A 20,957-nucleotide genomic window follows, 5' to 3' on the forward strand; every position below is an offset into this window, starting at 1 on the left:
TAACTTAATAAAACAACAAATGAAAGCAACTCTCGAAAGAATACTATCTTCCTTTGTAACGACGATCGTCTTGTTACTCATTTACGGTTTTGGTCTGGCTGTCGCCACTTTTATAGAAAAGTATCATGGAACAGCAGCTGCCAAAGCAATGATTTATTATTCCCCGTTATTCTTCCTGTTGCAATTCCTCTTAGTGGTTAATTTTATAGCCGTTCTTATCAAATACCAGTATATCAAACAGCGCAGATGGGGATTGCTGGTTGTTCATACTGCCTTTATTGTGATCCTTCTGGGCGCCCTCACATCCTTCCAGTTCGGCGAAGAAGGCATCCTTCACCTTCGCGAAGGCGAAGCAACCGATCAGATAGCAGTCCGCTCGGGCGATCTGACCACTTTCCATACCTTACCTTTTACTGTGGAACTCGAGAAATTTACTTTAACCCGTTATCCCGGTTCATCAAGTCCGTCTGCCTATGAAAGCGAAGTGCTGGTTCATGTAGACGGTAGCACACGCCGTGAACGGATATTTATGAATAATGTATTAGATGTAAAAGGGTATCGTTTCTTCCAGGCTTCTTATGATCCGGACGAACATGGAACCATCCTTTCCGTCAACCGTGATGTGGCCGGACGGAATATAACGTATACCGGTTATCTTATGTTGGTAATCGGATTGATCATTTCCCTGATAGGGAAGAACACCCGCTTTATGAAATTAAGCCGTCGTCTGAAAGAACTGCGTTCGGCTGCAAAATCTGTGGCAATGGTACTGGTGCTGCTGGCTGTATCGGCATCGATACAGGCGAAAGAAGACAAGTCGCCTATGCTGGATGCCGTACAGAAATATATGGTTACTCCGGAACATGCTGCCAAGTTCGGTTCTCTACCCGTACAGTCGCGAAGTGGCCGTATGATGCCTGTCAATACTTTCTCTTCCGAAATCCTTCGTAAACTGCATAAGGCGGATAAGATCGGCAAGATGAACTCCGATCAGTTCCTGCTGAGCATGCTGGCGATGCCGGATATGTGGATGCGCGTTCCTTTTATCGCTCTATCTAACCAGGAGTTGGCAAATTACTACGATCTGACCGACGGCGAATGTGCTTATCTGCAGGTATTCGACAACAACGGAAATTATAAATTGCAGGAGAAACTGGAAGAGGCTTACAACAAGATGCCGGCCGAACGCAGTCGTTTCGATAAAGACCTGCTCAAACTGGACGAACAGATCAATATCTTCCATCAGTTGATCAACCATCAGATGCTGAACCTTTTCCCGAAGGAAGACGATCCCAATCATAAATGGTATGCGCCGGGGGACGACTTGTCGGCATTCACCGGCAAAGACTCTTTGTTCGTATCCCGTATCCTTGACTGGTACCTGGCCGAAGTACAGGATGCCCTGCAAAACGGCGACTGGTCGAAATCGGATGAAGTGATCGATATGATCGGCACTTACCAGCAGGCAAAGAACAAGACATTGGATATTTCACCGAAGAAGATACAGGCGGAACTGAAGTATAATAAAATGGATATCTTCCGCTATTGCAAGATCGGTTATCTGATCCTGGGCGGATTGATGCTGGTACTTTCGTTTGCCATGTTGTTCAAACAGCAGAAATGGATGACGGCAAGTCTCTGGATATTGGGTATTGCTGTGCTGACCGTGTTCTTTTACCATATGTATGGGATGGGGATGCGTTGGTATATTGCCGGATATGCACCGTGGAGCAACTCGTATGAGACAATGGTGTATGTAGCCTGGGCAACCGTGCTGGCTGGTTTGTTGTTCGTACGTCGCAGTACGGTTACATTCGCTTTGGCCACTTTGTTCGGGGGTATTATCCTGTTCGTTTCGGGGTTGAACTGGATGGATCCGGAAATCAACCCGCTGGTTCCCGTACTGAAATCTCCGTGGCTGATGTTCCATGTGGCTGTGATCGTTGCTGCTTACGGTTTCTTCGGTATCAGCTGCCTGATCGGTTTGACTAACCTGGTGATGACAAGTATTGCCGGAAAGAAAAATACAGCTTTGCTGAAAACCCGCGTAAAAGAGCTGACTATCGTAAACGAGATGTCGCTGTTGGTCGGACTGGCCTTGATGACGGTCGGAACGTTCCTCGGTGCTGTCTGGGCGAACGAGTCGTGGGGACGTTACTGGGGATGGGATCCGAAAGAAACCTGGGCGCTGATCACGATGGTGGTTTATGCGGTCGTAACCCATCTTCACCTGGTGAAACGCTGGTATAGCGACTGGTTGTTTAATCTTTGTTCGGTAGTGGCATTCGCTTCCGTATTGATGACCTTCTTCGGAGTGAACTATTTCCTGAGCGGTATGCATTCGTACGGACAGAACGATAATGTACACGGTATCTTTACTTATTTGTATATGGCCGGTGCTGTTGTCATCGTCCTGGCTATATTGTCGAGGATCGGATATAACAAAACAAAGGATAAAGAATAAAGTAGAATTAATTAAATAGTAGTTTAACATTAAATTTTAGTGATCATGAGAACATTTAATCATGTAGGTATCATTACCAACGAAAACCAAGAAGGTGCTATGTTCAACGAAGGTTTGAACGTATGGTTAACCGATTACAGCAAAAGCCCTAACAAGATCGAATTCCTGAAATTTGACGATCCTGCTGCGAGCTGCTTGCCTGATCTGGTTAAATCAAATGGTCATATCGCTTATACTGTTCCTTCACTGGACGAGGCGCTGAAGGATGCTAAAGTTATCTTTGGCCCGGCTGTTTGCGACGAACATCTTACTATTGCTTTCATCGAAGAAGAAGGCATTGCTATCGAGTTAATGGAAATCAAATAATTTATAAACCTAAACAAAAACAAGGAGGAAAATACCATGGCAGAAATTAAGACTAAATTTATAAATGATCCCGAACAAGTAACTCCGGAGTTGCTGGAAGGTTATGTATTGGCTTACCCTGAACAGGTAAAGCTGGCTGCTGAAAACATCGTTGTTCGTGCCAATCCGAAAAGCGAAGACAAAGTAGCTATCGTAACATTAGGCGGTTCCGGTCACGAACCTGCATTGAGCGGTTTCGTTGGCGACGGTATGCTGGATTGCTCTGTAGTAGGGGATATCTTTGCTGCTCCGGGTGCACAACGTTTGTTCCAGGCTTTGCAGTTGATGAAGCGTGAAGCCGGTATCCTGTTGGTTGTATTGAACCACTCAGGTGACGTGATGAGCGCAAACATGGCTTGCCAGCTGGCAGAACGTGTAGGTATTAAAGTAAAACAGATCCTGACTCACGATGACATCAGTGCTGGTATCGGTGCTCCGACTAACGACCGTCGCGGTCTGGCTGGTTGCGTACCTTTGTTCAAGATCCTGGGTGCTGCTGCCGACGAAGGCAAGTCTATCGACGAACTGATCGAGATCGGCGAACGTTACAATGCAAAAGCTGCAACTCTGGCTGTTGCTATGCGTTCTTGTACGCATCCGCAGAACAATGCTACGATCACCGACCTTCCTGACGGTATCATGGAAATCGGTATGGGACAGCATGGTGAAGGTGGTGGCGGTCAGAAACCGTTGGTATCTGCCGATGCTACTGCTGCTGAAATGGTCGACCTGTTGTGCCAGCAGTTACAGCCGAAAGCCGGTGATAAGATGATGTTGATCATCAACGGCGTAGGTGCAACTACCCACATGGAATTGAATATTATCTTCCGCAAAGCTTACAAAGAACTGGAAGCTCGTGGCATGGAAGTTGTATTCGGCCGTATCCAGGAAATCCTGACTGTACAGGAACAAGCCGGTTTCCAGATGATCATGGGTATTCTGGACGCAGATCATATCGATTATTTAAAGAACAAGAGTGCAAACGCACCGTATTGGACAACTATTGGTAAATAAACAAATAACATGAAACAATTGACTATTGAGGGTTTCAGAGGTATGCTGACTAACGCCTTAAAGCATATCAAAGCCCGTGAAGACGAATTCTCTAAACTGGATGCGGTAATCGGTGACGGTGATCACGGACAAGCTATCGTAACCGCTTTCTCTGTTGTTGTTAAGGCTTCGGAAAAAGGAACGGAATTCAAATCTATGCTGAATGATATGGGATTTGGCGTGATGCTGGAAACAAGCGGATCGACAAGTACCCTGTTAGGTGCATTTTTCTTGGGTATGAGCGATAACGCTGCCGGAACCGAACTGGATGCGGCTGCTGTTAAGAAGATGTTCGCCGGAGGTCTTGCAAACGTGCAGAAACAGACACAGGCTAAGAAGGGTGATAAAACCATGATGGACGCCCTGATCCCGGCAATCGAAGCAATCGAGGCTTCTACATCCGACGATATCAAGGAAGTAATGACAGCAGGTGCTGAAGCTGCCCTTCAGGGAGCTGAACAGACCGTAAACATGAAAGCGAACTTCGGACGTGCCCGTAACTACGGCGAACGCTCGATCGGTTATGCCGATAGCGGTGCTACTTCATGGAGCTGTATGCTGGCTGCTTTTGCAGAAGCATTGTAATCGAGTAATTAACTTTTTAATATAGAAAATAGAAAAAATGGCAGATTTAGATGATTTGAGAGAAGGCAGTAACTTTGGTTTAGGTGTTAGCTCCGCGCAGCAAAGCTTCCATGTGAAGGGTGCTGAAAACCTTTCCTGGGGTATGAAAGATCGTTTATCACGTATCTTCAACCCGAAAACAGGCAAAGCGGTTATGCTGGCTTTTGACCACGGTTTCATTATGGGCCCGACTTCCGGTCTGGAACGTATCGACCTGAATATCGTACCGCTGATCGAATATGCAGACTGTATCATGTGTACACGCGGTATTCTTCAGTCTTCAATCCCGACAACAACAAACAAACCGATCTGTTTGCGTTCGGATGCAGGTACATCTATCCTGACTGAACTGAACGATAACGTAGTGATCGATATCGAAGATGCTATCCGTATGAACGTTTCAGCTATGGCTGTGATGTTGGCTATCGGTGACGAAGCGCACGAAGCTAAAACGATCGCCAACCTGTTTGCTGCGGTAGACAAAGGTGCACGTTATGGTATTCCTGTGATGGGTGTGACAGCTGTCGGCAAACAGATGGCACGCGACGCCCGTTACTTCGGTCTGGCTTCACGTATCTGTGCTGAAAACGGTGCAAACATCGTGAAGACTTACTATTGCGACGGTTTCGAAAAGGTAGTTGCTGCCTGCCCGGTTCCTGTTGTAATTGCAGGCGGTAAGAAGTTACCCGAACTGGAAGCATTGGATCTGTGTTACAAAGCGATCAACGACGGTGCTGCCGGTGTCGATATGGGACGTAACGTATTCCAGTCTGAAAATCCGGTTGCTATGATCCAGGCTGTTCACGCAGTGGTTCATCAGAATCTGACTCCTCAGCAGGGATTTGAACTGTTCCAGGATTTATCTAAATAATCAAACGATACACTTCGAAGGGGCGGGGCTCTGCTCTGCCCCTCGTTGTATCTGAACATAACATAATACATATTGAATTACCATGAAAAAAATATTCACATTACTGTGCTCTGCTCTTTTCCTTTTTGCAGCAACATCTTGCCAGCAAAAGGCTCAGAAGTTATTACTGGCCGGTTCGGGTTGGAATAAGATCGTCATTATCGACAAGGATACGAAGCAAATCGAATGGGAACATCCCATACAGAAAGGTTGGGAGTGTAACTCGGCTGTGGCAACCCCGGACGGTAACATCTTGTTTGCCTATAAGAAGGGGGCTAAACTGATCACCCGCGATCAAAAGGAATTATGGAATATCCCGGCACCGGATACTTGCGAAATGCAGACTGCACGTATATTGCCTGATGGTAACTACCTGCTGGCCTGGTGCGGACATCCGGCTAAAATCATGGAAGTAAGCCCAAAGGGTGAAATCCTTTCGGAAACGGAATATGAAACAGGTATCGAGAACCCGCACGCTCAGTTCCGTCAGGTGAACAAGAACAAGGCTGGCAACTACCTGATGCCTCTTTTCGCTACTTCTGAAGTACGCGAAATCTCTCCGGCCGGCGAACTGGTTCGGACAACTAAGTTGGAAGGTACCCCGTACGGTACGGTATTGCTGAACAACGGCAACTACATGGTTGCTTGTGGCGACGGACATTCCTTGATGGAAGTAAACCTGGACAAAGGCGAAGTGATCCGTAAAATCGGAGAAAAGGACATCGAAGGTGTTTCTTTATTCTTTGTTGCCCAGTTGTTGCCAACTTCAAATAATGGCTTGTATATCTGTAACTGGCAGGGACACGATCCCAGTGCAAAGGAATCGAACAATCCGCAGTTGATGGAAATAGACGGTAACAATAAAGTTATCTGGAGTCTGAATGACAACGATACATTCGGTATGATCTCTTCAGTTTGCCCAATCGACTGAAAAACTTCAGCAATCACCGTCCCCGTCGGGGTACAGCGTCTAAAAACTTCAGTAAGTACTGTCCCTGCGGGGGATGCTACTAAAAAACTTCAGTAAGTGCTGCCCCCGCGGGGGACGATGCTAAAAAAGTTCAGTAAGTACTGTCCCCGCAGGGGACGGTGCTTAAATTTTTTAGTAACGATTGTCCCCGCCGACTATTTATTTACTGTATCTTTGCTAAACGTTAAACCTAATAACAAAATTCAATATCATGAAATTGCAACCCATCGACATTTTCATTATTGCACTTTATCTGGTGGCAATGATCGTCATCGGCCTTGTGCTGAAGAAAAAGGCGTCGAAAAACATGGACTCCTACTTTTTAGGAGGAAAAACATTACCTTTTTATATGTTAGGCTTGTCTAACGCATCCGGCCAGTTCGATATCTCTGGTACCATGTGGATGGTTACGCTAGCCTTTATTTATGGAATTAAAAGTGCCTGGATCCCCTGGCTGTGGCCCGTATTCAACCAGATCTTCCTGATGGTCTACCTGTCGGTCTGGCTGCGGAGGTCGAATGTACTGACCGGGGCGGAATGGATTCAGACACGTTTCGGAAAGAACAAAGGAGCTAATTTATCCCATACCATCGTCGTGATCTACGCGTTGATCGGTGTGCTGGGTTTCCTGAGCTACGGCTTTATCGGCGTAGGTAAATTCATGGAGATCTTCTTCCCCTGGGATTTTGTTTCCCAGTACGTACCGTTCAATATTCCGGCCGAATATGTGCCGCATGCGTATGGTATATTCTTTACGGCTATTGCCACGATTTATGTGATGCTGGGTGGTATGCTGAGTATCGTGTGGACGGATGTGGTTCAGTTTGCCATTATGACTGTGGCCGGTGTAACGATTGCCGTTATCGCTATGATGAAGGTGAGCCCGGAAACGATCGCAGCCATTGTACCTGCCGGTTGGGATAGCCTGGTTCCCGGATGGAACCTCGATCTGAAATGGACTGACATCTTCAGCGACGTAAATACCAAGATAATGAACGACCAGTTCGGCCTGTTCGGGATCTTTATTATGATGATGCTTTTCAAAGGAGTGTTCAACAGTATGGCGGGGCCTGCCCCCAACTACGATATGCAGAAGATCCTTTCCTGCCGTAACGGTAAGGAAGCAGCCTTGATGAGCGGTTCTGTCCCTGTCATCCTGCTTATCCCGCGTTACCTGATGATTATGGGATTTACGATCCTGGCGCTGGCCTTCTTCAAAGACCTGGACTTGACGACAAAGACCGGGGCGATCGACTTCGAGCTGATCCTGCCGAATGCCATTAACCAGTTTGTGCCCGTTGGAGTATGCGGATTGCTGCTTGCCGGATTGCTTGCTGCCTTTATGTCTACTTTTGCCTCTACGGCTAATGCGGCACCTGCTTATATTGTAAATGATATCTATAAAAAATATATCAATCCGAATGCCAGCAACAAGACTATGATTCGTGCCAGTTACATCGTGACCGTAGGAGTAGTGGTGGTCAGCGTCGTGATCGGTTTCTTTGTGGAGAGCGTGAACTCGGTGCTGCAATGGATCACTTCAGCCCTGTATGGTGGTTATATCGCGGCCAACCTGCTGAAATGGCATTGGTGGCGTTTCAACGGTAACGGTTATTTCTGGGGAATGATTTCCGGTATTCTGGCGGCTATGGTTTGCCCGTTCATCTTCGATAACTATACGATGGTAGACGGTCACTTTGTGGAAAGAGTGGGAGAGTTTGCCAATAATGCGCCGATGCTGCCATTATTCTACTTCCCGGTGTTGCTTGTTGTTTCACTGATCGGTTGTCTGGTCGGCACCTATGCTTCTCCGGCTGTTGAAGATGAAACATTGGAACGTTTCTACATCACCGTCCGTCCGTGGGGATTCTGGAAGCCGGTTTACAACAAGGTTGTTGCCAAATATCCGCAGGTGAAGGCGAATAAGAATTTCAAACGCGATATGTTCAACGTGGCTGTCGGTATCATCTGGCAGATGTGTCTGACCATTATTCCGATGTATATCGTTATCCGTGAAGGTATGCCGCTGGTTACAAGCATTCTGATCCTTGCCATCACTACATTGGTTCTGAAAAAGAACTGGTACGACAAGATGAGCAAAGACGAAGTGGAGTATAATGAGTTGATGAAAGAGTTGAAATTGGACGAAAAGAAGTAATTTTGCATTGTCAATTATATAACAAATCAATAAGAAATGGATAAACTGAAAATTATAGGCGAGCCGCTGCCTGATATGCCTTGGGAAGATCGCCCGGCTGATTGTAAGGATGTGATCTGGAGATTTTCGCAGAATCCCGTTATTCCCCGCGATATCCTTCCTACTTCCAACAGTGTATTTAATAGTGCTGTCGTTCCGTTCAAGGGTGGTTATGCCGGTGTGTTCCGTTGCGACGATACTAACCGCCGCATGCGTCTGCATGTCGGTTTCAGTGCGGATGCTATCCACTGGAATATCTCGGAAACGAAGCTCGAATTCGAGTGCGACGACAAAGAGATCGGTGAGTTTGTTTATGCTTACGACCCGCGCGTTTGCTTTATCGAAGACCGTTATTATGTTACCTGGTGTAACGGCTATCACGGCCCGACGATCGGAGTGGCCTATACATTCGATTTCGAAACATTCCACCAGTTGGAAAATGCTTATCTGCCTTTCAACCGTAACGGTGTGATGTTCCCTCGTAAGATCAACGGCAACTTTGCCATGTTGAGCCGTCCGAGCGACAACGGTCATACTCCGTTCGGCGATATCTTCTACAGCGAATCGCCGGATATGTGTTTCTGGGGCAAGCATCGCCATGTAATGTCTCCGGCTGCATTCGAAGACAGTGCCTGGCAGTGTATGAAGATCGGTGCAGGCCCTATCCCTATCGAGACGTCGGAAGGTTGGTTGCTGATCTATCATGGTGTATTGCGTTCCTGCAATGGCTATGTATATAGCTTCGGTTCTGCGCTGTTGGATCTGGACGAACCCTGGAAGGTGAAATTCCGTTCAGGCCCGTACCTGTTGTCTCCGCAGAAGGATTACGAATGTATGGGGGATGTTCCTAATGTCGTATTCCCGTGTGCCGCTTTGCATGATCCGGAATCAGACCGTATCGCAATCTATTATGGTTGTGCGGATACTGTTACCGGCCTTGCCTTCGGCCGCATCAGCGAAATCATTGAATTTACAAAGAAGACTTCTATCGTGTAATTCACTTTAGTGTTTTTGAAAATAACTGTCACTACTATCACGGGTTGTATTTTTGCTTTGAAAATCAATCCTTGAGGTAGTGACAGTTCTTGTTTTTAACTATCACTGATCTATCACCCTACTATCACTCTTTGTTTAAAAAGTTGCTCAGACCACTACTTCTTTTTAATAAGTATACTACTAAAAATCAAATAGATAGTAGTAAATGTTGCTTGACACCCGGGTCTCGACGCCACCGACACCCGGGTGTGCGCATCGTTGAGATGGGGGTGTAAAATGGGCTGAAACGGGTATCCTGACAATAAGAAGCAAGTATATCTGTGTAAAAAGTCTATATCTTTCGGGAAAAAGAACAGGGGGGAATGACAAAAGTGTCGGTATATTTAAAACAAAAAACCTCAGAAAATAAATTCCTGAGGTTCTCTGTGGGCAGTGATGGATTCGAACCACCGAAGTCGAAAGACAGCTGAGTTACAGTCAGCCCCATTTGGCCACTCTGGTAACTGCCCAATGCAAAACTTTCGTTTTATAGGATCGATCTCTATCTTTCCTTTGAGCCTCTTGTCGGATTCGAACCAACGACCCCGAGATTACAAATCACGTGCTCTGGCCAACTGAGCTAAAGAGGCATTCAGTATTTCTGTTTTGCGAGTGCAAAGGTAGTGAATATTTTAAACCATGCAATAGGTAAGCGTGTTTTTTTCTGTGTTTTTTCTCTGCTTCCTCTTCAATAGCAAGCTATGTCTCTGATTGCTAATGATAAAGAATGTATAATTTTTTATTTAAAATAGTAAGAGTGAAAATAAATTCTTATTTTGGCAATTGAAAACATATTTACTTAATCTATAAATCTACTTCCATGAGTATTAACAGAAGACAATTTCTAAGAAGATCGCTGGCCGGAAGTGCCGCTGTCGTTGTAGGTAAAGAGCTGGGAGCTGCTACTCCGGCCGCAGTAGGAACATTGCCGCTTCAGGCGGAAGATGCCAGTCCGCCTTCGAAAGGGAAATCTGTATTAGGATTGCGATGCAAACCTTTAAAAACTGTCCGCATCGGCGTTGTCGGTCTCGGACGTGGTGCGGGAGCAGTGAAACGTCTGGCGCAAATCGATGGCACGGAGATTGTTGCCATCTGCGACCTGAACCCTAAGCGGGTGGAAAACAGCCAGAAAACCCTGAAGAACAGTAACCGGAAAGAAGCCGTTGCTTACACCGGCGAAGAAGATTGGAAAAAGATCTGCCAACGCGATGATATCGACCTGATCTACAATGCCACCCCCTGGGAACTGCATGTCCCTATCGCCCTTTACGCTATGGATCATGGTAAACATGTCGCTATTGAAGTTCCTGCCGCCCTCACCGTAAAAGACTGTTGGGCGCTGGTGGACAAAGCCGAGGAAACCCAGCTTCACTGCATGATGCTCGAAAACTGCTGTTACGACTTCTTTGAACTGGCTACCCTGAATATGGCCCGTCAGGGCTTGCTGGGCGACGTGATCCATGCCGAAGGTGCCTATATACACGACCTGAGAGGCGAGAAGTTTAAAGGCTATTATAAACACTGGCGGCTTGAATACAGTAAATACCACACCGGAAACCCGTATCCGACTCACGGACTGGGGCCTGTCGCCCAGATAATGGGTATCAACCAGGGTGACCGGATGGATTATCTCTCTTCCGTCTCCACCAACCAATACGGCCTGTCACTCTGGGCCAAAGAAAACTTGGAGAATGACGAACGTATCACGCATTCGGAACGTTATATGCTGGGGGATATGAATACAACGATCATCCACACCGTGAACGGCAAGTCTATCATGATCCAGCACGACACCACTTCGCCGCGCCCTTATTCGCGTATCCATCTGGTGCAGGGCACGAAAGGGATGGCCGTTAAGTACCCTAACCAAAAAGTGGCTGTGCAGCCCGATACACATTCGTACCTGAAAGAGGGGGATCATAAGGATGTGATGGCGCAGTACGAACATCCGTTAAGTAAATATATCGGTGAGCGGGCCAAGAAAGTAGGCGGTCATGGCGGTATGGACTTTATCATGGACTGGCGCCTGATCTATTGCCTTCAAAACGGTTACCCGCTCGATCAGAGCGTTTACGATGCTGCTGCCTGGTCATGTATCGTGGAGTTAAGCGAACGCTCTGTGCTGAATAAGAGTTGTTCGGTGGCTATCCCCGACTTTACCCGGGGTGCCTGGCGCGACTATAAGCCCTGGCCTGTGATCGATATGCAGGGTGTATTACACGGATAACAAACTCATCAACATAAAAACTCCTGAAAGTGAGCCTGCTTACACAGGCCTGTACTTTCAGGAGTTTACATTGAACGCGTATGTTTACTTTTCTTCTTTCTTCAAAAGCACTTCTTCGATGGCCTTTTTGAAATCAGCCTTGCTCATGGCTCCTCTTGCCATCTGCGGTTGTTCACCCATCGGACAGAACAGAAGGGAAGGTATGCTCCGGATACCGAAAGAGGCGGCCAGTTCTTCTTCCTTCTCCGTATCTACCTTGTAGATATCGATCTTTCCGGCATATTCGTCGGCCAGCTCTTCCAGGATAGGGGCGATCATTTTGCAAGGGCCGCACCAGGTAGCGAAGAAGTCTACGATACAAGGTTTATCACCTTCGTACACCCATTTGTCGGGGCTTGCTTCGTAGTTGGCTACTTTACTTAGAAATTCCTGCTTTGTTAACTCATTAATTTTCATAATTATAACTCCTCGTTATTTAGTTATTATTCTTGCTTCTATTTACATAACAAAGTTACAACCCTTTATTCCTGTAACAATTGGCTGTTTTTCCTTAATAATTGACATTATTACTTCGGATAACAGGATGTAAATAAAAAGCCGTTCGGAGAAACTTGCTCCGGACGGCCTTATCTGGTTTTACTTTACACTACTATTAATATTAATATCTTTTGCCAACGGCATCCCAATCAACGATCTTCCATAAGGCAGCCAGATGATCGGGACGGCGATTCTGATAATCCAGGTAATAAGCATGTTCCCATACGTCGAATCCCAGAATTGGAGTCAGCCCCTTGGCAACAGGGTTGCTACCGTTAGCTTCTTTGGTAATTGAAAGTTTGCCGTCTTTATCTTTTGCCAGCCAAACCCATCCGGAACCGAACAAACCTGCACCTGCTGTGTTGAATTCCTTTTGGAAGTTTTCAAACGAACCCCAGGTCTTGTCGATAGCTTCTGCTAATTTGCCTGATGGTTTGCCGCCTCCCTTGGGTGAGAACTGTGTGAAATACAAATTGTGATTAAGTATCTGTCCGGCGTTATTAAAGATAGCACCGTCTGATTCTGCTACGATCTGTTCGAGAGGAGCATTTTCAAACTTGGTTCCCGGGATCAGGTTATTCAGGTTGTTTACATAAGCCTGAAGGTGTTTTCCGTGATGGAACTCAATAGTTTCTTTACTTATAACCGGTTCCAGCGCATTGGCTGCATAGGGTAATTGGATTAATTCGAATTTCATAATTTCTTCTTTTTTATTTGTTGTTTGACTATAATTACTGTTATTTGTGATCAACAATAATAAACTAAGACATAATGTAAGCATAACCAATATGTTTTATGTTGTTTCTACTAATCTAACATTGGCGGTTCGTTATTTGTTCATGCCGGGAGGGGGGATTTGCTATAACTTTTTTTGATTAAACGATAGATAAAATTTATCCGGCTTAACTTTCACCCTCAAAGAGAGCGATTTATCAGCTTGTTTCGGTCGGACCTGTAATAAAATGAATAATAATATGTAAAAAGCTGTTTTTTTATCATTTGTAAAGAAAATAATCCCGAAGAAGTTTCTATTTTTGTGCCCGCAATATTATTAATAAGTAAAACATATTTGTAGATGGTAAAGAAAGTTGGGAATTTAATTCCAAACACCTTTTTTATTACAAAGGGTAGTGGTGACTCGGATCTGGAAAAACATGCAGGTTCTTATCACATGGCCCTTTATGATGCTGGTATTTCAGACTTTAACATTATGACGTATTCGTCTGTTATACCCGCCACTGCACATCTTGCTACCATGGATGAAATAGATCTTCCTCCATTTGGTACGGAACTGAAGACCATTATGGCCGTGTCTCACGGGTATCAGGATGAGTTTGTATCTGCCGGTGTGGTTTACGCCTGGATGTACAAGGACGAAAACTTCGATGAGAAGGTGGGAGCCCTGGTATGTGAGGTCAGCGGCCGTTATCGTATCGAAGAGTTGGAGTCACGTTTGATCCGTGTAATCAACGATCTTCATCAGAAAACGTACGGTAAGTATTATCTAGGTGAGCTTAACTTTATAACAGAAGGTATTACCATCGAGAAGAGATACGGTACAGCTTTGGCTGCCCTGTGTTTTGTAGACTTCTTAATGCCTGTAATCGAAGAATAAAGATAAACGAGATACCTGATTATTAGTAGGGGAAACAGAGGTAAGGCTTAGTCTTTATCTCTGTTTTTTGCTTCCAGCCGGAAAACTCGCTGTAAGTTTGTTATATTTGTATCGGACTTATGCTATAAAATTTTCTTTATTTAAGAAACAATCCGTTTAAAGCTGTTGTTGTATGAAAAAGATTATTAATCCCTGGGAGGGACTGGAAGGCTATATGTGTTTCGGGTGTGCGCCTGAAAACCCGCAAGGTCTTCACATGGAGTTTTACGAAGAAGATGATGACATTGTTGCTTTCTGGGAGCCTGAAAGTCATTATCAGGGATGGTTGGATACATTGCACGGGGGAATCCAGACGACTATGATGGATGAACTGGCCGGTTGGGTAGTATTGAGGAAATTGCAAACGTCGGGGGTAACATCCCGCCTGGATGCACGCTTCCTGAAAAGCATCTCGACCCGCGAACCACGCTTGATGGTGCGGGGGCGCATCAAAGAGCAGAAACGGAATGCTATATTTATTGAAACGGAGATATACAATTCGCAGAACGAACTTTGTTCGCGTGCGGATATCGTATATTTTGTTGTCACTAAAGAACAGGCAACGGAGAAGTTTCATTTTGCAGGCTGCAAGACCGAAGATGAAAAATAGATCAGTAGACAAAAAGAATAAAGTAAACGATTAACAAATGAAATTTTTAGGAGCTCATGTAAGTGCGTCGGGTGGGATAGAAAATGCACCGCTGAACGCGCATGCTATTGGGGCGAAAGCTTTCGCCCTTTTTACCCGAAACCAGCGTCAATGGAAATCTTCCCCGTTGACAAAGAAAAGTATATCCTTGTTTAAGGAACGTTGTGAGGAGTTCGGTTATGAAGCGAAGCATATCCTTCCGCACGACAGTTACCTGATCAATCTGGGACATCCCGACCCGGAAGGGTTGCAAAAGTCGCGTGATGCTTTTCTGGATGAGATGCAACGTTGCGAACAGTTGGAACTGGATCGCCTGAACTTCCATCCGGGAAGCCATCTGAACGAACTGTCTGTCGACGATTGTCTGGCGCGTATTGCCGAGTCGATCAACTGGACACTCGACCAGACGGCCGGTGTTTGTGCCGTCATAGAGAACACGGCCGGACAGGGTACGAACCTGGGATATACGTTTGAACAGATCGCTGCCATTATCGACAAGGTTGAAGATAAATCGAGGGTAGGGGTTTGCATCGATACGGCCCATACGCTGGCTGCGGGATACGACATCAAAACAGAACAAGGGTTTACAGATACTTTCCGTCATTTCGACGAGGTGATCGGTTTCTCTTATCTGCGCGGAATGCATATCAACGACTCGAAAAAAGACCTGGCGACTCGTGTGGACAGGCACGACAGCATAGGGAAAGGAGTGATGGGCATCACAACCTTTAAGATGCTCATGCAAGACCCTCGTTTCGACGACATACCACTGATCCTGGAAACCCCTGATGAGTCGATCTGGGCGGAGGAGATCAGTTATTTATACACTTTATAGAAGAGAATTACAGGGAGAAGGGGCACTTTTGTAAGTCTCCTCTTTTTCCATATACTAATAAGTCCCTTCGGTAAGAAGGTAGACACAAATACATTACAGCTATGTTTATATTAATGCCAATTATATTTGTTGTGGGTATCCTGGTGATTGCGCTTGAAGATAAGATCAAGATCAATAAGGCAGCGACAGCCCTTTTTATGGCAATTTCTTTGTGGATGATCCTGATGTTTGACGCCTATAATATTTTTGTTGAACGTGCTAATCCTTTATTTGCCGAGTTTCTGGCGCAGAACCCGGAGATGGCTAACCTGCCGGCGAAAGATCAGTTTATTAATTTTATAACCAACCGTTCTATTGTCTACCATCTGGGTAATGTTGCTGAAACATTGTTCTTTGTGATGTGTTCCATGCTGATCGTCGATATTGTAGATAAACATGGTGGATTCAGGGCTGTTACGGGATATATCCGGACTGCCAATAAACGCAAATTGTTATGGTATATCAGTATAGCTACTTTCTTCTTTTCTGCCTTACTGGACAACCTGGCGGCGGCTATCGTGATTATGGCCGTACTCCGTAAACTGGTTCCCGACCGGACAGACCGTTTGAAGTATGCCTGTATGGTCATTATTGCGGCCAATGCCGGCGGCTCCTGGTCGCCTATCGGTGATGTGACGACGATCCTGCTTTGGGTAGGTAAGAATATTACGGCGATGCATCAGATATCGCATGTATTCATTTCCGCCCTGGTCAATATGCTGGTTCCGCTTACTATCGCTCATTTCTGGTTGTTCAAGAAAGACTCGCAGCTGCGTGTAATGAGTGAAGAGGAAATGGCGGACGAGTTTGTTCCCGAAATATCGAACCGGGCACGGCGTACTATCTTTGTGATCGGTGTGCTATCACTGGCATTAGTCCCTGTCTTCCAGATGGTGACGGATTTACCTCCCTTCCTGGGCGTATTGCTGGGATTGGTTATCCTGTGGATCTATACCGATATCATGTATAGCCGTTTGCATGTGCATGAGTCGGAGAAACTGCGTATTTCCCGGTTATTGCCTAATATAGACTTAGCCACTATCTTTTTCTTCCTGGGTATCCTGATGGCTGTTGGAGCTCTGGAAACATCCGGGCAGCTGGGGTTGATGTCCGCTTATCTCGATAAGCATGTACATGATCCGTATCTGATCAGTTTTGTTATCGGTGTACTGTCATCTTGTGTGGACAACGTGGCTTTGGTTGCGGCTACGATGGGTATGTACCCTGTTGTGCAGCAGGCGGCCGATCTGGCTCCTTATGCACAGTATTTTGTGGCTGACGGCGGCTTCTGGACTTTCCTGGCCTATTGTGCCGTAACGGGTGGTAGCATCCTGATTATCGGGTCGGCAACCGGTGTAACGGTGATGGGACTGGAGAAGATAGATTTTATGTACTATACAAAGCGATTTTCAATTCTGGCATTGATTGGTTATATTTGCGGTGCGGCAGTATATATGCTATTATTCGCTTAAACTTATTTATATGAAAAGAAAATGGATTATTGCGGCGGCCTGCGCTGTTTTGCTTTCCGGAATGGAAGCTATGGCTTGTACAGGTTTGCTGGTAGGAAAGAAAGCATCGGTCGACGGATCGGTCATGATCAGTTATGCAGCAGACTCGCATACTTTGTATGGGGAGCTTTACCGTTGGCCGGCGGCAACCTGGCCGAAAGGGGCTATGCTGGAAGTAAGGGAATGGGATACAAATAAACCGCTCGGACAAATCCCGCAGGTGGAACAGACGTATTCGGTGGTAGGTAATATGAACGAACATCAGGTAGCGATCACGGAAAGCACGTGGGGCGGTCGTCCCGAGCTGGTGGATACAACTGGTATCATCGATTACGGTAGCCTGATCTACATAGCCCTTCAGCGTTCCAAGTCTGCCCGTGAGGCGATTAAGGTGATGACAGACCTGGTGAAGGATCACGGTTATTACAGCAGTGGCGAAACTTTCTCTATCGCTGATAAGAATGAAGCCTGGGTGATGGAACTGATCGGAAAAGGAACAGGTAATAAAGGGGCGGTATGGGTAGCGATCCGTGTTCCCGACGATTGTATCTCGGCACATGCCAACCAGTCGCGCATACAGCAGATTCCGTTCGACGATAAGGAGAACTGCCTGTATTCGCCGGACGTAGTTTCTTTTGCCCGTGAAAAAGGTTATTTCACAGGAAAAGATAAGGACTTCAGCTTCCAGAAAGCGTATTGTCCTTACGATTTCAGCGGCCTGAGAGGATGTGAAGCCCGTGTATGGTCTTTCTTCCGTAAATATGATAACACAATGGATAAATATACCGACTTTATTAAAGGGGATCCTTCTAAAGAGCCGATGCCTTTGTACGTGAAGCCTAACCGTTTGTTGTCCGTTCAGGATGTGCAGAACGGCATGCGCGACCATTACGAAGGCACTGATCTGGATATGACGAATGATGCCGGAGCCGGTTCATACAAGGTGCCGTATCGCTGGCGTCCGATGACGTTTAAGGTGGATGGGGAAACCTATACGAACGAACGTGCCATTGCAACACAGCAGACCGGTTTTGTGATCGTTCCGCAGATGCGTAACTGGTTGCCGGATGCTGTCGGTGGAATTCTTTGGTTCGGTGTGGATGATGCCGATATGGCTGTCTTCACTCCGTTGTATTGTTCTATCACGGAGTCGCCGGAGTGTTACCGGGTAGGAAACGGAGACATCATGAACTTCTCATGGACTTCCGCTTTCTGGATCCACAACTGGGTAGCCAACCAGGCTTATTCAAAGTACAGCTTTATGATCAAGGATATCCGTCCGGTTCAGCAGGAACTGGAAAACAGTTATAAGGAAGCAATTCCGGCTATCGACAAGGCTGCATCGGAGCTGTATGCCAAGAACCCGGCAGAGGCTGTAAAGTTCCTTACCTGGTTCAGTACAACGACTGCCGATCAGGCAACCGCTCGTTGGAAGAAATTAGGTGAGTACCTGTTAGTAAAATATATGGACGGTAATGTTAAGAAAGAAGAAAATGGCCAGTTTAAGCAGAACGGTTACGGATTGTCCGAATATCCTGATTTCCCTGGCTATGACGAGGATTATTACCGTAGTATCGTAAAAAGCGCAGGTGACAGACTTAAAGTAAAATAATTATATTTGCGCATAATGTTGAACTAAATTAATGAGAGTATGAAGAAATTAATTGTTATGTGTATGCTGGCAATTATCAGCATGAGTGCATTCGCACAAACCCAGCAGGGACAATCGTCTTTCGGTTTCAATATCGGTTATGGGTTTAATGATAATGGGAATGCACTGTTGGGAGTTGATTATCGTTATAATTTTACCGATGAGGTTCGTTTCGCTCCTTCTCTGACGTATTTTGTCAAGGACAATGGACTGAGTGCATGGGCTATCGATATGAATGTCCATTATGTATTTAAGTTGAGTGAAATGTTCGGTTTCTATCCGTTGGCAGGTCTTGACCTTTCCTTCTGGAAATTTGGTGCCGGTGGTTGGAGTCATAATATGACTCGCTTTGGAGCCAATATCGGTTTAGGTGGTGAAGTATATGCGACAGACCAGATCACTGTAGGCCTGGAATTCAAATATAATATCATTAAGGATTTCGATCAGCCGATCTTAGGTGTTCGTGTCGGATACAATTTCTGATAGACGAATCATTATCTTATAAACAAATAAAGAATGCCCCTTTACCATTTGGTATTGCGGGCATTCTTCTTTTTTAGGTATAACTGGTTCGGACTCAGACCGGCTATTGGGAGAGATACATACAATTTCTATGCTGTCTCATTTTTATATTGAAATGGTTCACAGTCTTTTCTCCAACCTAATGATTGGCAACAACATTTCTCTTATATTTGTTGTTTATATTTCATCAAAAATGATAGTTATGGTAATACAACAAGAGAAAGAAAAAAAGAAGAAGTATGTTTATGGAGATGTTTTGAGTTATATGGATTACCTTGAAAGGGAGAAATATAACTCCGGAAAAAAAGGAACAGCAAGTCTGTATAAGGCAACCCGTAATCAGCTGGAACATTTTCTGAATAAACGTGACTTCAATATGAAACGTATAAACAGTCGTTTGGTACAGGAGTTTGTGGGACATCTGCAATCATTGTCCTTAAGTCAGAATTCAGTTAGTAACTATACGAGTATTTTTCGTGCAGCTTATAATGCGGCAGTATCGGAAAAGTTGGTTACACCGGAAGAAAATCCGTTTCAGAAAGTTTATTTGCGTCCTATACAGACTTATAAGCGTTCGGTAGGGGCTAAGGTGATTAAAGAGATTACTCGTATGGATTTGAAAAGTAAAAAGAACCTGAGATTTGCACGTGACTTGTTTCTGTTCAGCTTTATGGCTTGCGGAATCGCTTTTGTCGATCTGGCCCATCTTACCCGTGCCAATATTCGCGGGAACCAACTTGTGTACTATCGTGTGAAGACAAAAAGGGAGATTCGTATAACAATTACTTCGGGGATGCGCCGTTTGTTGGATAAATATGCTGATCCTGAATCGGAGTTATTGTTTCCTATTCTTAAATCGCCGGATACATCTTATGAGAGTTATAAGGTAGCATTGCGTACTTATAACCGTCGCCTGGCAGTTATCGGGAATATGCTGTCTGTTCCTGTAAAATTAACGTCATATGTCGCACGCCATTCGTGGGCTATGCGTGCAAAAGAAAACTCTGTTTCAGTGGCAATAATCGGACAAATCTTAGGGCATACATCTGAAAAAACAACTCAATTTTATTTGGAAAGCTTAGACCAAGCGATCATTGATCGGGCAAATCTAAAAATTATAAACTTTGTGGAGCAATGGATAAGTTAAAAATGCTGTAGATATTGACGCTTATTTACGGAATAAGGGTCATTGCAAATCATTACCATAAATAGGTAGAATAAAAACCACACCCCTCGTATCCCAATTCAAACAAATGTCTTAATACTTTTATACACTGCAAAGGTAAATAAAATAAATTGATAAAACTTTTGCCAGGGGACTCCTTGTCCTTTAAAAAAGATTAAAATTAAAATAATATAGCAGATTTTTCACGAAAAAATAGGGTTTAATTGCTTAAATACTAATGTGTTGTATATTGTGATGCCTACTGCTACGAATCGGTTAACCGATCTTAGCAGGACAATTTGATTATCAAAATAAATCTATTGACATTTATTTAAAGGATCATGATTTCAATAATATTATTTTACTAAATAAACACTTCATTTTCGCTTCATAATACCTTCCCCTTTTTTCTTTCCTCAAATGATTTATTTGAAAGCTGAATAAGGTGGTCATAAAAGAGCTTATTTGTGACTTTTTATTTGCAATCTGGTTGAAATGTCTAAATAAAG

Annotated in this window: 18 protein-coding genes and 2 tRNA genes; 16 read left to right on the forward strand and 4 right to left on the reverse strand. The window is 45.0% G+C overall.

Translation table 11 applies throughout. The features are described 5' to 3' along the window. The first annotated feature begins 19 nt into the window (after positions 1 to 19). From ccsA to HMPREF1212_RS08205, 8 genes are all read left to right on the forward strand, one after another. On the forward strand, positions 20 to 2,464 hold the full coding sequence (gene ccsA, locus HMPREF1212_RS08170) for a cytochrome c biogenesis protein CcsA (RefSeq protein WP_046149031.1): 2,445 nt from the start codon (positions 20 to 22) through the stop codon (positions 2,462 to 2,464). A 45-nt stretch (positions 2,465 to 2,509) separates the two neighbouring features. After that, positions 2,510 to 2,830, forward strand: a complete 321-nt coding sequence (locus tag HMPREF1212_RS08175) for a hypothetical protein (RefSeq protein ID WP_028727385.1) — start codon at positions 2,510 to 2,512, stop codon at positions 2,828 to 2,830. Between the two features lie 36 nt (positions 2,831 to 2,866). After that, positions 2,867 to 3,883, forward strand: coding sequence for a dihydroxyacetone kinase subunit DhaK (locus HMPREF1212_RS08180; protein ID WP_028727386.1), 1,017 nt, complete (start codon positions 2,867 to 2,869; stop codon positions 3,881 to 3,883). Positions 3,884 to 3,892: 9 nt separating this feature from the next. Continuing rightward, positions 3,893 to 4,507, forward strand: a complete 615-nt coding sequence (locus HMPREF1212_RS08185) for a DAK2 domain-containing protein (protein ID WP_028727387.1) — start codon at positions 3,893 to 3,895, stop codon at positions 4,505 to 4,507. A gap of 37 nt (positions 4,508 to 4,544) precedes the next feature. Continuing rightward, positions 4,545 to 5,417 carry a 3-hydroxy-5-phosphonooxypentane-2,4-dione thiolase gene (gene lsrF, locus HMPREF1212_RS08190; RefSeq protein ID WP_028727388.1) on the forward strand — a complete coding sequence of 291 codons (873 nt, stop codon included), beginning with the start codon at positions 4,545 to 4,547 and terminating at the stop codon, positions 5,415 to 5,417. An 82-nt stretch (positions 5,418 to 5,499) separates the two neighbouring features. After that, entirely contained in the window at positions 5,500 to 6,387 is an 888-nt protein-coding gene (locus HMPREF1212_RS08195) for a beta-propeller domain-containing protein (RefSeq protein ID WP_046149032.1), read from the forward strand. Positions 6,388 to 6,637: 250 nt separating this feature from the next. Further along, on the forward strand, positions 6,638 to 8,584 hold the full coding sequence (locus tag HMPREF1212_RS08200; protein WP_046149033.1) for a sodium:solute symporter family protein: 1,947 nt from the start codon (positions 6,638 to 6,640) through the stop codon (positions 8,582 to 8,584). Between the two features lie 36 nt (positions 8,585 to 8,620). Further along, positions 8,621 to 9,619, forward strand: a complete 999-nt coding sequence (locus HMPREF1212_RS08205) for a glycoside hydrolase family 130 protein (protein ID WP_028728909.1) — start codon at positions 8,621 to 8,623, stop codon at positions 9,617 to 9,619. Between the two features lie 426 nt (positions 9,620 to 10,045). Here the strand turns inward: HMPREF1212_RS08205 and HMPREF1212_RS08210 are convergent. Both HMPREF1212_RS08210 and HMPREF1212_RS08215 read right to left on the reverse strand, forming a co-directional pair. Next, positions 10,046 to 10,128 (reverse strand) — tRNA-Tyr (locus HMPREF1212_RS08210). A 46-nt stretch (positions 10,129 to 10,174) separates the two neighbouring features. Beyond that, positions 10,175 to 10,248: transfer RNA gene (locus tag HMPREF1212_RS08215), tRNA-Thr, on the reverse strand. A gap of 230 nt (positions 10,249 to 10,478) precedes the next feature. Between HMPREF1212_RS08215 and HMPREF1212_RS08220 the strand changes: the two genes are divergently transcribed. Then, positions 10,479 to 11,885 (forward strand): Gfo/Idh/MocA family protein, encoded by a 1,407-nt coding sequence (locus HMPREF1212_RS08220; protein ID WP_028728908.1) that lies wholly within the window; start codon positions 10,479 to 10,481, stop codon positions 11,883 to 11,885. An 84-nt stretch (positions 11,886 to 11,969) separates the two neighbouring features. Here HMPREF1212_RS08220 and trxA read toward each other — a convergent pair whose 3' ends face one another. Together trxA and HMPREF1212_RS08230 are read right to left on the reverse strand one after the other, a co-directional pair. Continuing rightward, entirely contained in the window at positions 11,970 to 12,341 is a 372-nt protein-coding gene (trxA, locus tag HMPREF1212_RS08225) for a thioredoxin (protein ID WP_028728907.1), read from the reverse strand. 202 nt (positions 12,342 to 12,543) lie between these two features. Beyond that, positions 12,544 to 13,203, reverse strand: a complete 660-nt coding sequence (locus HMPREF1212_RS08230) for a superoxide dismutase (RefSeq protein ID WP_028728906.1) — start codon at positions 13,201 to 13,203, stop codon at positions 12,544 to 12,546. Between the two features lie 294 nt (positions 13,204 to 13,497). Between HMPREF1212_RS08230 and HMPREF1212_RS08235 the strand changes: the two genes are divergently transcribed. The 7 genes from HMPREF1212_RS08235 to HMPREF1212_RS08265 all read left to right on the forward strand — a co-directional run bounded on the left by HMPREF1212_RS08235 (position 13,498) and on the right by HMPREF1212_RS08265 (position 20,430). Continuing rightward, a complete protein-coding gene (locus HMPREF1212_RS08235) occupies positions 13,498 to 14,037 on the forward strand; it encodes a pyruvoyl-dependent arginine decarboxylase (protein WP_028728905.1) in 540 nt (179 codons plus the stop codon). A gap of 172 nt (positions 14,038 to 14,209) precedes the next feature. Further along, positions 14,210 to 14,686, forward strand: coding sequence for a PaaI family thioesterase (locus HMPREF1212_RS08240; protein ID WP_028728904.1), 477 nt, complete (start codon positions 14,210 to 14,212; stop codon positions 14,684 to 14,686). Positions 14,687 to 14,723: 37 nt separating this feature from the next. Then, positions 14,724 to 15,560 (forward strand): deoxyribonuclease IV, encoded by an 837-nt coding sequence (nfo, locus tag HMPREF1212_RS08245; RefSeq protein ID WP_046149034.1) that lies wholly within the window; start codon positions 14,724 to 14,726, stop codon positions 15,558 to 15,560. Positions 15,561 to 15,661: 101 nt separating this feature from the next. Beyond that, on the forward strand, positions 15,662 to 17,071 hold the full coding sequence (nhaD, locus tag HMPREF1212_RS08250) for a sodium:proton antiporter NhaD (RefSeq protein ID WP_046149035.1): 1,410 nt from the start codon (positions 15,662 to 15,664) through the stop codon (positions 17,069 to 17,071). Between the two features lie 10 nt (positions 17,072 to 17,081). Continuing rightward, positions 17,082 to 18,722 carry a dipeptidase gene (locus HMPREF1212_RS08255; RefSeq protein ID WP_028728901.1) on the forward strand — a complete coding sequence of 547 codons (1,641 nt, stop codon included), beginning with the start codon at positions 17,082 to 17,084 and terminating at the stop codon, positions 18,720 to 18,722. A gap of 39 nt (positions 18,723 to 18,761) precedes the next feature. Then, positions 18,762 to 19,244, forward strand: coding sequence for a porin family protein (locus HMPREF1212_RS08260; RefSeq protein WP_028728900.1), 483 nt, complete (start codon positions 18,762 to 18,764; stop codon positions 19,242 to 19,244). Positions 19,245 to 19,485: 241 nt separating this feature from the next. Then, positions 19,486 to 20,430: a tyrosine-type recombinase/integrase gene (locus HMPREF1212_RS08265; protein ID WP_028728899.1), complete on the forward strand. Its 945-nt coding sequence runs from the start codon at positions 19,486 to 19,488 to the stop codon at positions 20,428 to 20,430. The last annotated feature ends 527 nt before the right edge of the window (positions 20,431 to 20,957 follow it).

Origin of the sequence: Parabacteroides sp. HGS0025, from assembly GCF_000969845.1 — a bacterium.
In the GTDB taxonomy this organism is placed as follows: Bacteria; Bacteroidota; Bacteroidia; order Bacteroidales; family Tannerellaceae; genus Parabacteroides; species Parabacteroides gordonii.

Excerpts from the sequence above, each read along its gene's own strand:
- ccsA (WP_046149031.1), top strand. The coding sequence starts at position 20 with ATGAAAGCAACTCTCGAAAGAATACTATCTTCCTTTGTAACGACGATC.
- HMPREF1212_RS08175 (WP_028727385.1), top strand. The coding sequence starts at position 2,510 with ATGAGAACATTTAATCATGTAGGTATCATTACCAACGAAAACCAAGAA.
- HMPREF1212_RS08180 (WP_028727386.1), top strand. The coding sequence starts at position 2,867 with ATGGCAGAAATTAAGACTAAATTTATAAATGATCCCGAACAAGTAACT.
- HMPREF1212_RS08185 (WP_028727387.1), top strand. The coding sequence starts at position 3,893 with ATGAAACAATTGACTATTGAGGGTTTCAGAGGTATGCTGACTAACGCC.
- lsrF (WP_028727388.1), top strand. The coding sequence starts at position 4,545 with ATGGCAGATTTAGATGATTTGAGAGAAGGCAGTAACTTTGGTTTAGGT.
- HMPREF1212_RS08195 (WP_046149032.1), top strand. The coding sequence starts at position 5,500 with ATGAAAAAAATATTCACATTACTGTGCTCTGCTCTTTTCCTTTTTGCA.
- HMPREF1212_RS08200 (WP_046149033.1), top strand. The coding sequence starts at position 6,638 with ATGAAATTGCAACCCATCGACATTTTCATTATTGCACTTTATCTGGTG.
- HMPREF1212_RS08205 (WP_028728909.1), top strand. The coding sequence starts at position 8,621 with ATGGATAAACTGAAAATTATAGGCGAGCCGCTGCCTGATATGCCTTGG.
- HMPREF1212_RS08220 (WP_028728908.1), top strand. The coding sequence starts at position 10,479 with ATGAGTATTAACAGAAGACAATTTCTAAGAAGATCGCTGGCCGGAAGT.
- trxA (WP_028728907.1), bottom strand. The coding sequence starts at position 12,341 with ATGAAAATTAATGAGTTAACAAAGCAGGAATTTCTAAGTAAAGTAGCC.
- HMPREF1212_RS08230 (WP_028728906.1), bottom strand. The coding sequence starts at position 13,203 with ATGCTTACATTATGTCTTAGTTTATTATTGTTGATCACAAATAACAGT.
- HMPREF1212_RS08235 (WP_028728905.1), top strand. The coding sequence starts at position 13,498 with ATGGTAAAGAAAGTTGGGAATTTAATTCCAAACACCTTTTTTATTACA.
- HMPREF1212_RS08240 (WP_028728904.1), top strand. The coding sequence starts at position 14,210 with ATGAAAAAGATTATTAATCCCTGGGAGGGACTGGAAGGCTATATGTGT.
- nfo (WP_046149034.1), top strand. The coding sequence starts at position 14,724 with ATGAAATTTTTAGGAGCTCATGTAAGTGCGTCGGGTGGGATAGAAAAT.
- nhaD (WP_046149035.1), top strand. The coding sequence starts at position 15,662 with ATGTTTATATTAATGCCAATTATATTTGTTGTGGGTATCCTGGTGATT.
- HMPREF1212_RS08255 (WP_028728901.1), top strand. The coding sequence starts at position 17,082 with ATGAAAAGAAAATGGATTATTGCGGCGGCCTGCGCTGTTTTGCTTTCC.
- HMPREF1212_RS08260 (WP_028728900.1), top strand. The coding sequence starts at position 18,762 with ATGAAGAAATTAATTGTTATGTGTATGCTGGCAATTATCAGCATGAGT.
- HMPREF1212_RS08265 (WP_028728899.1), top strand. The coding sequence starts at position 19,486 with ATGGTAATACAACAAGAGAAAGAAAAAAAGAAGAAGTATGTTTATGGA.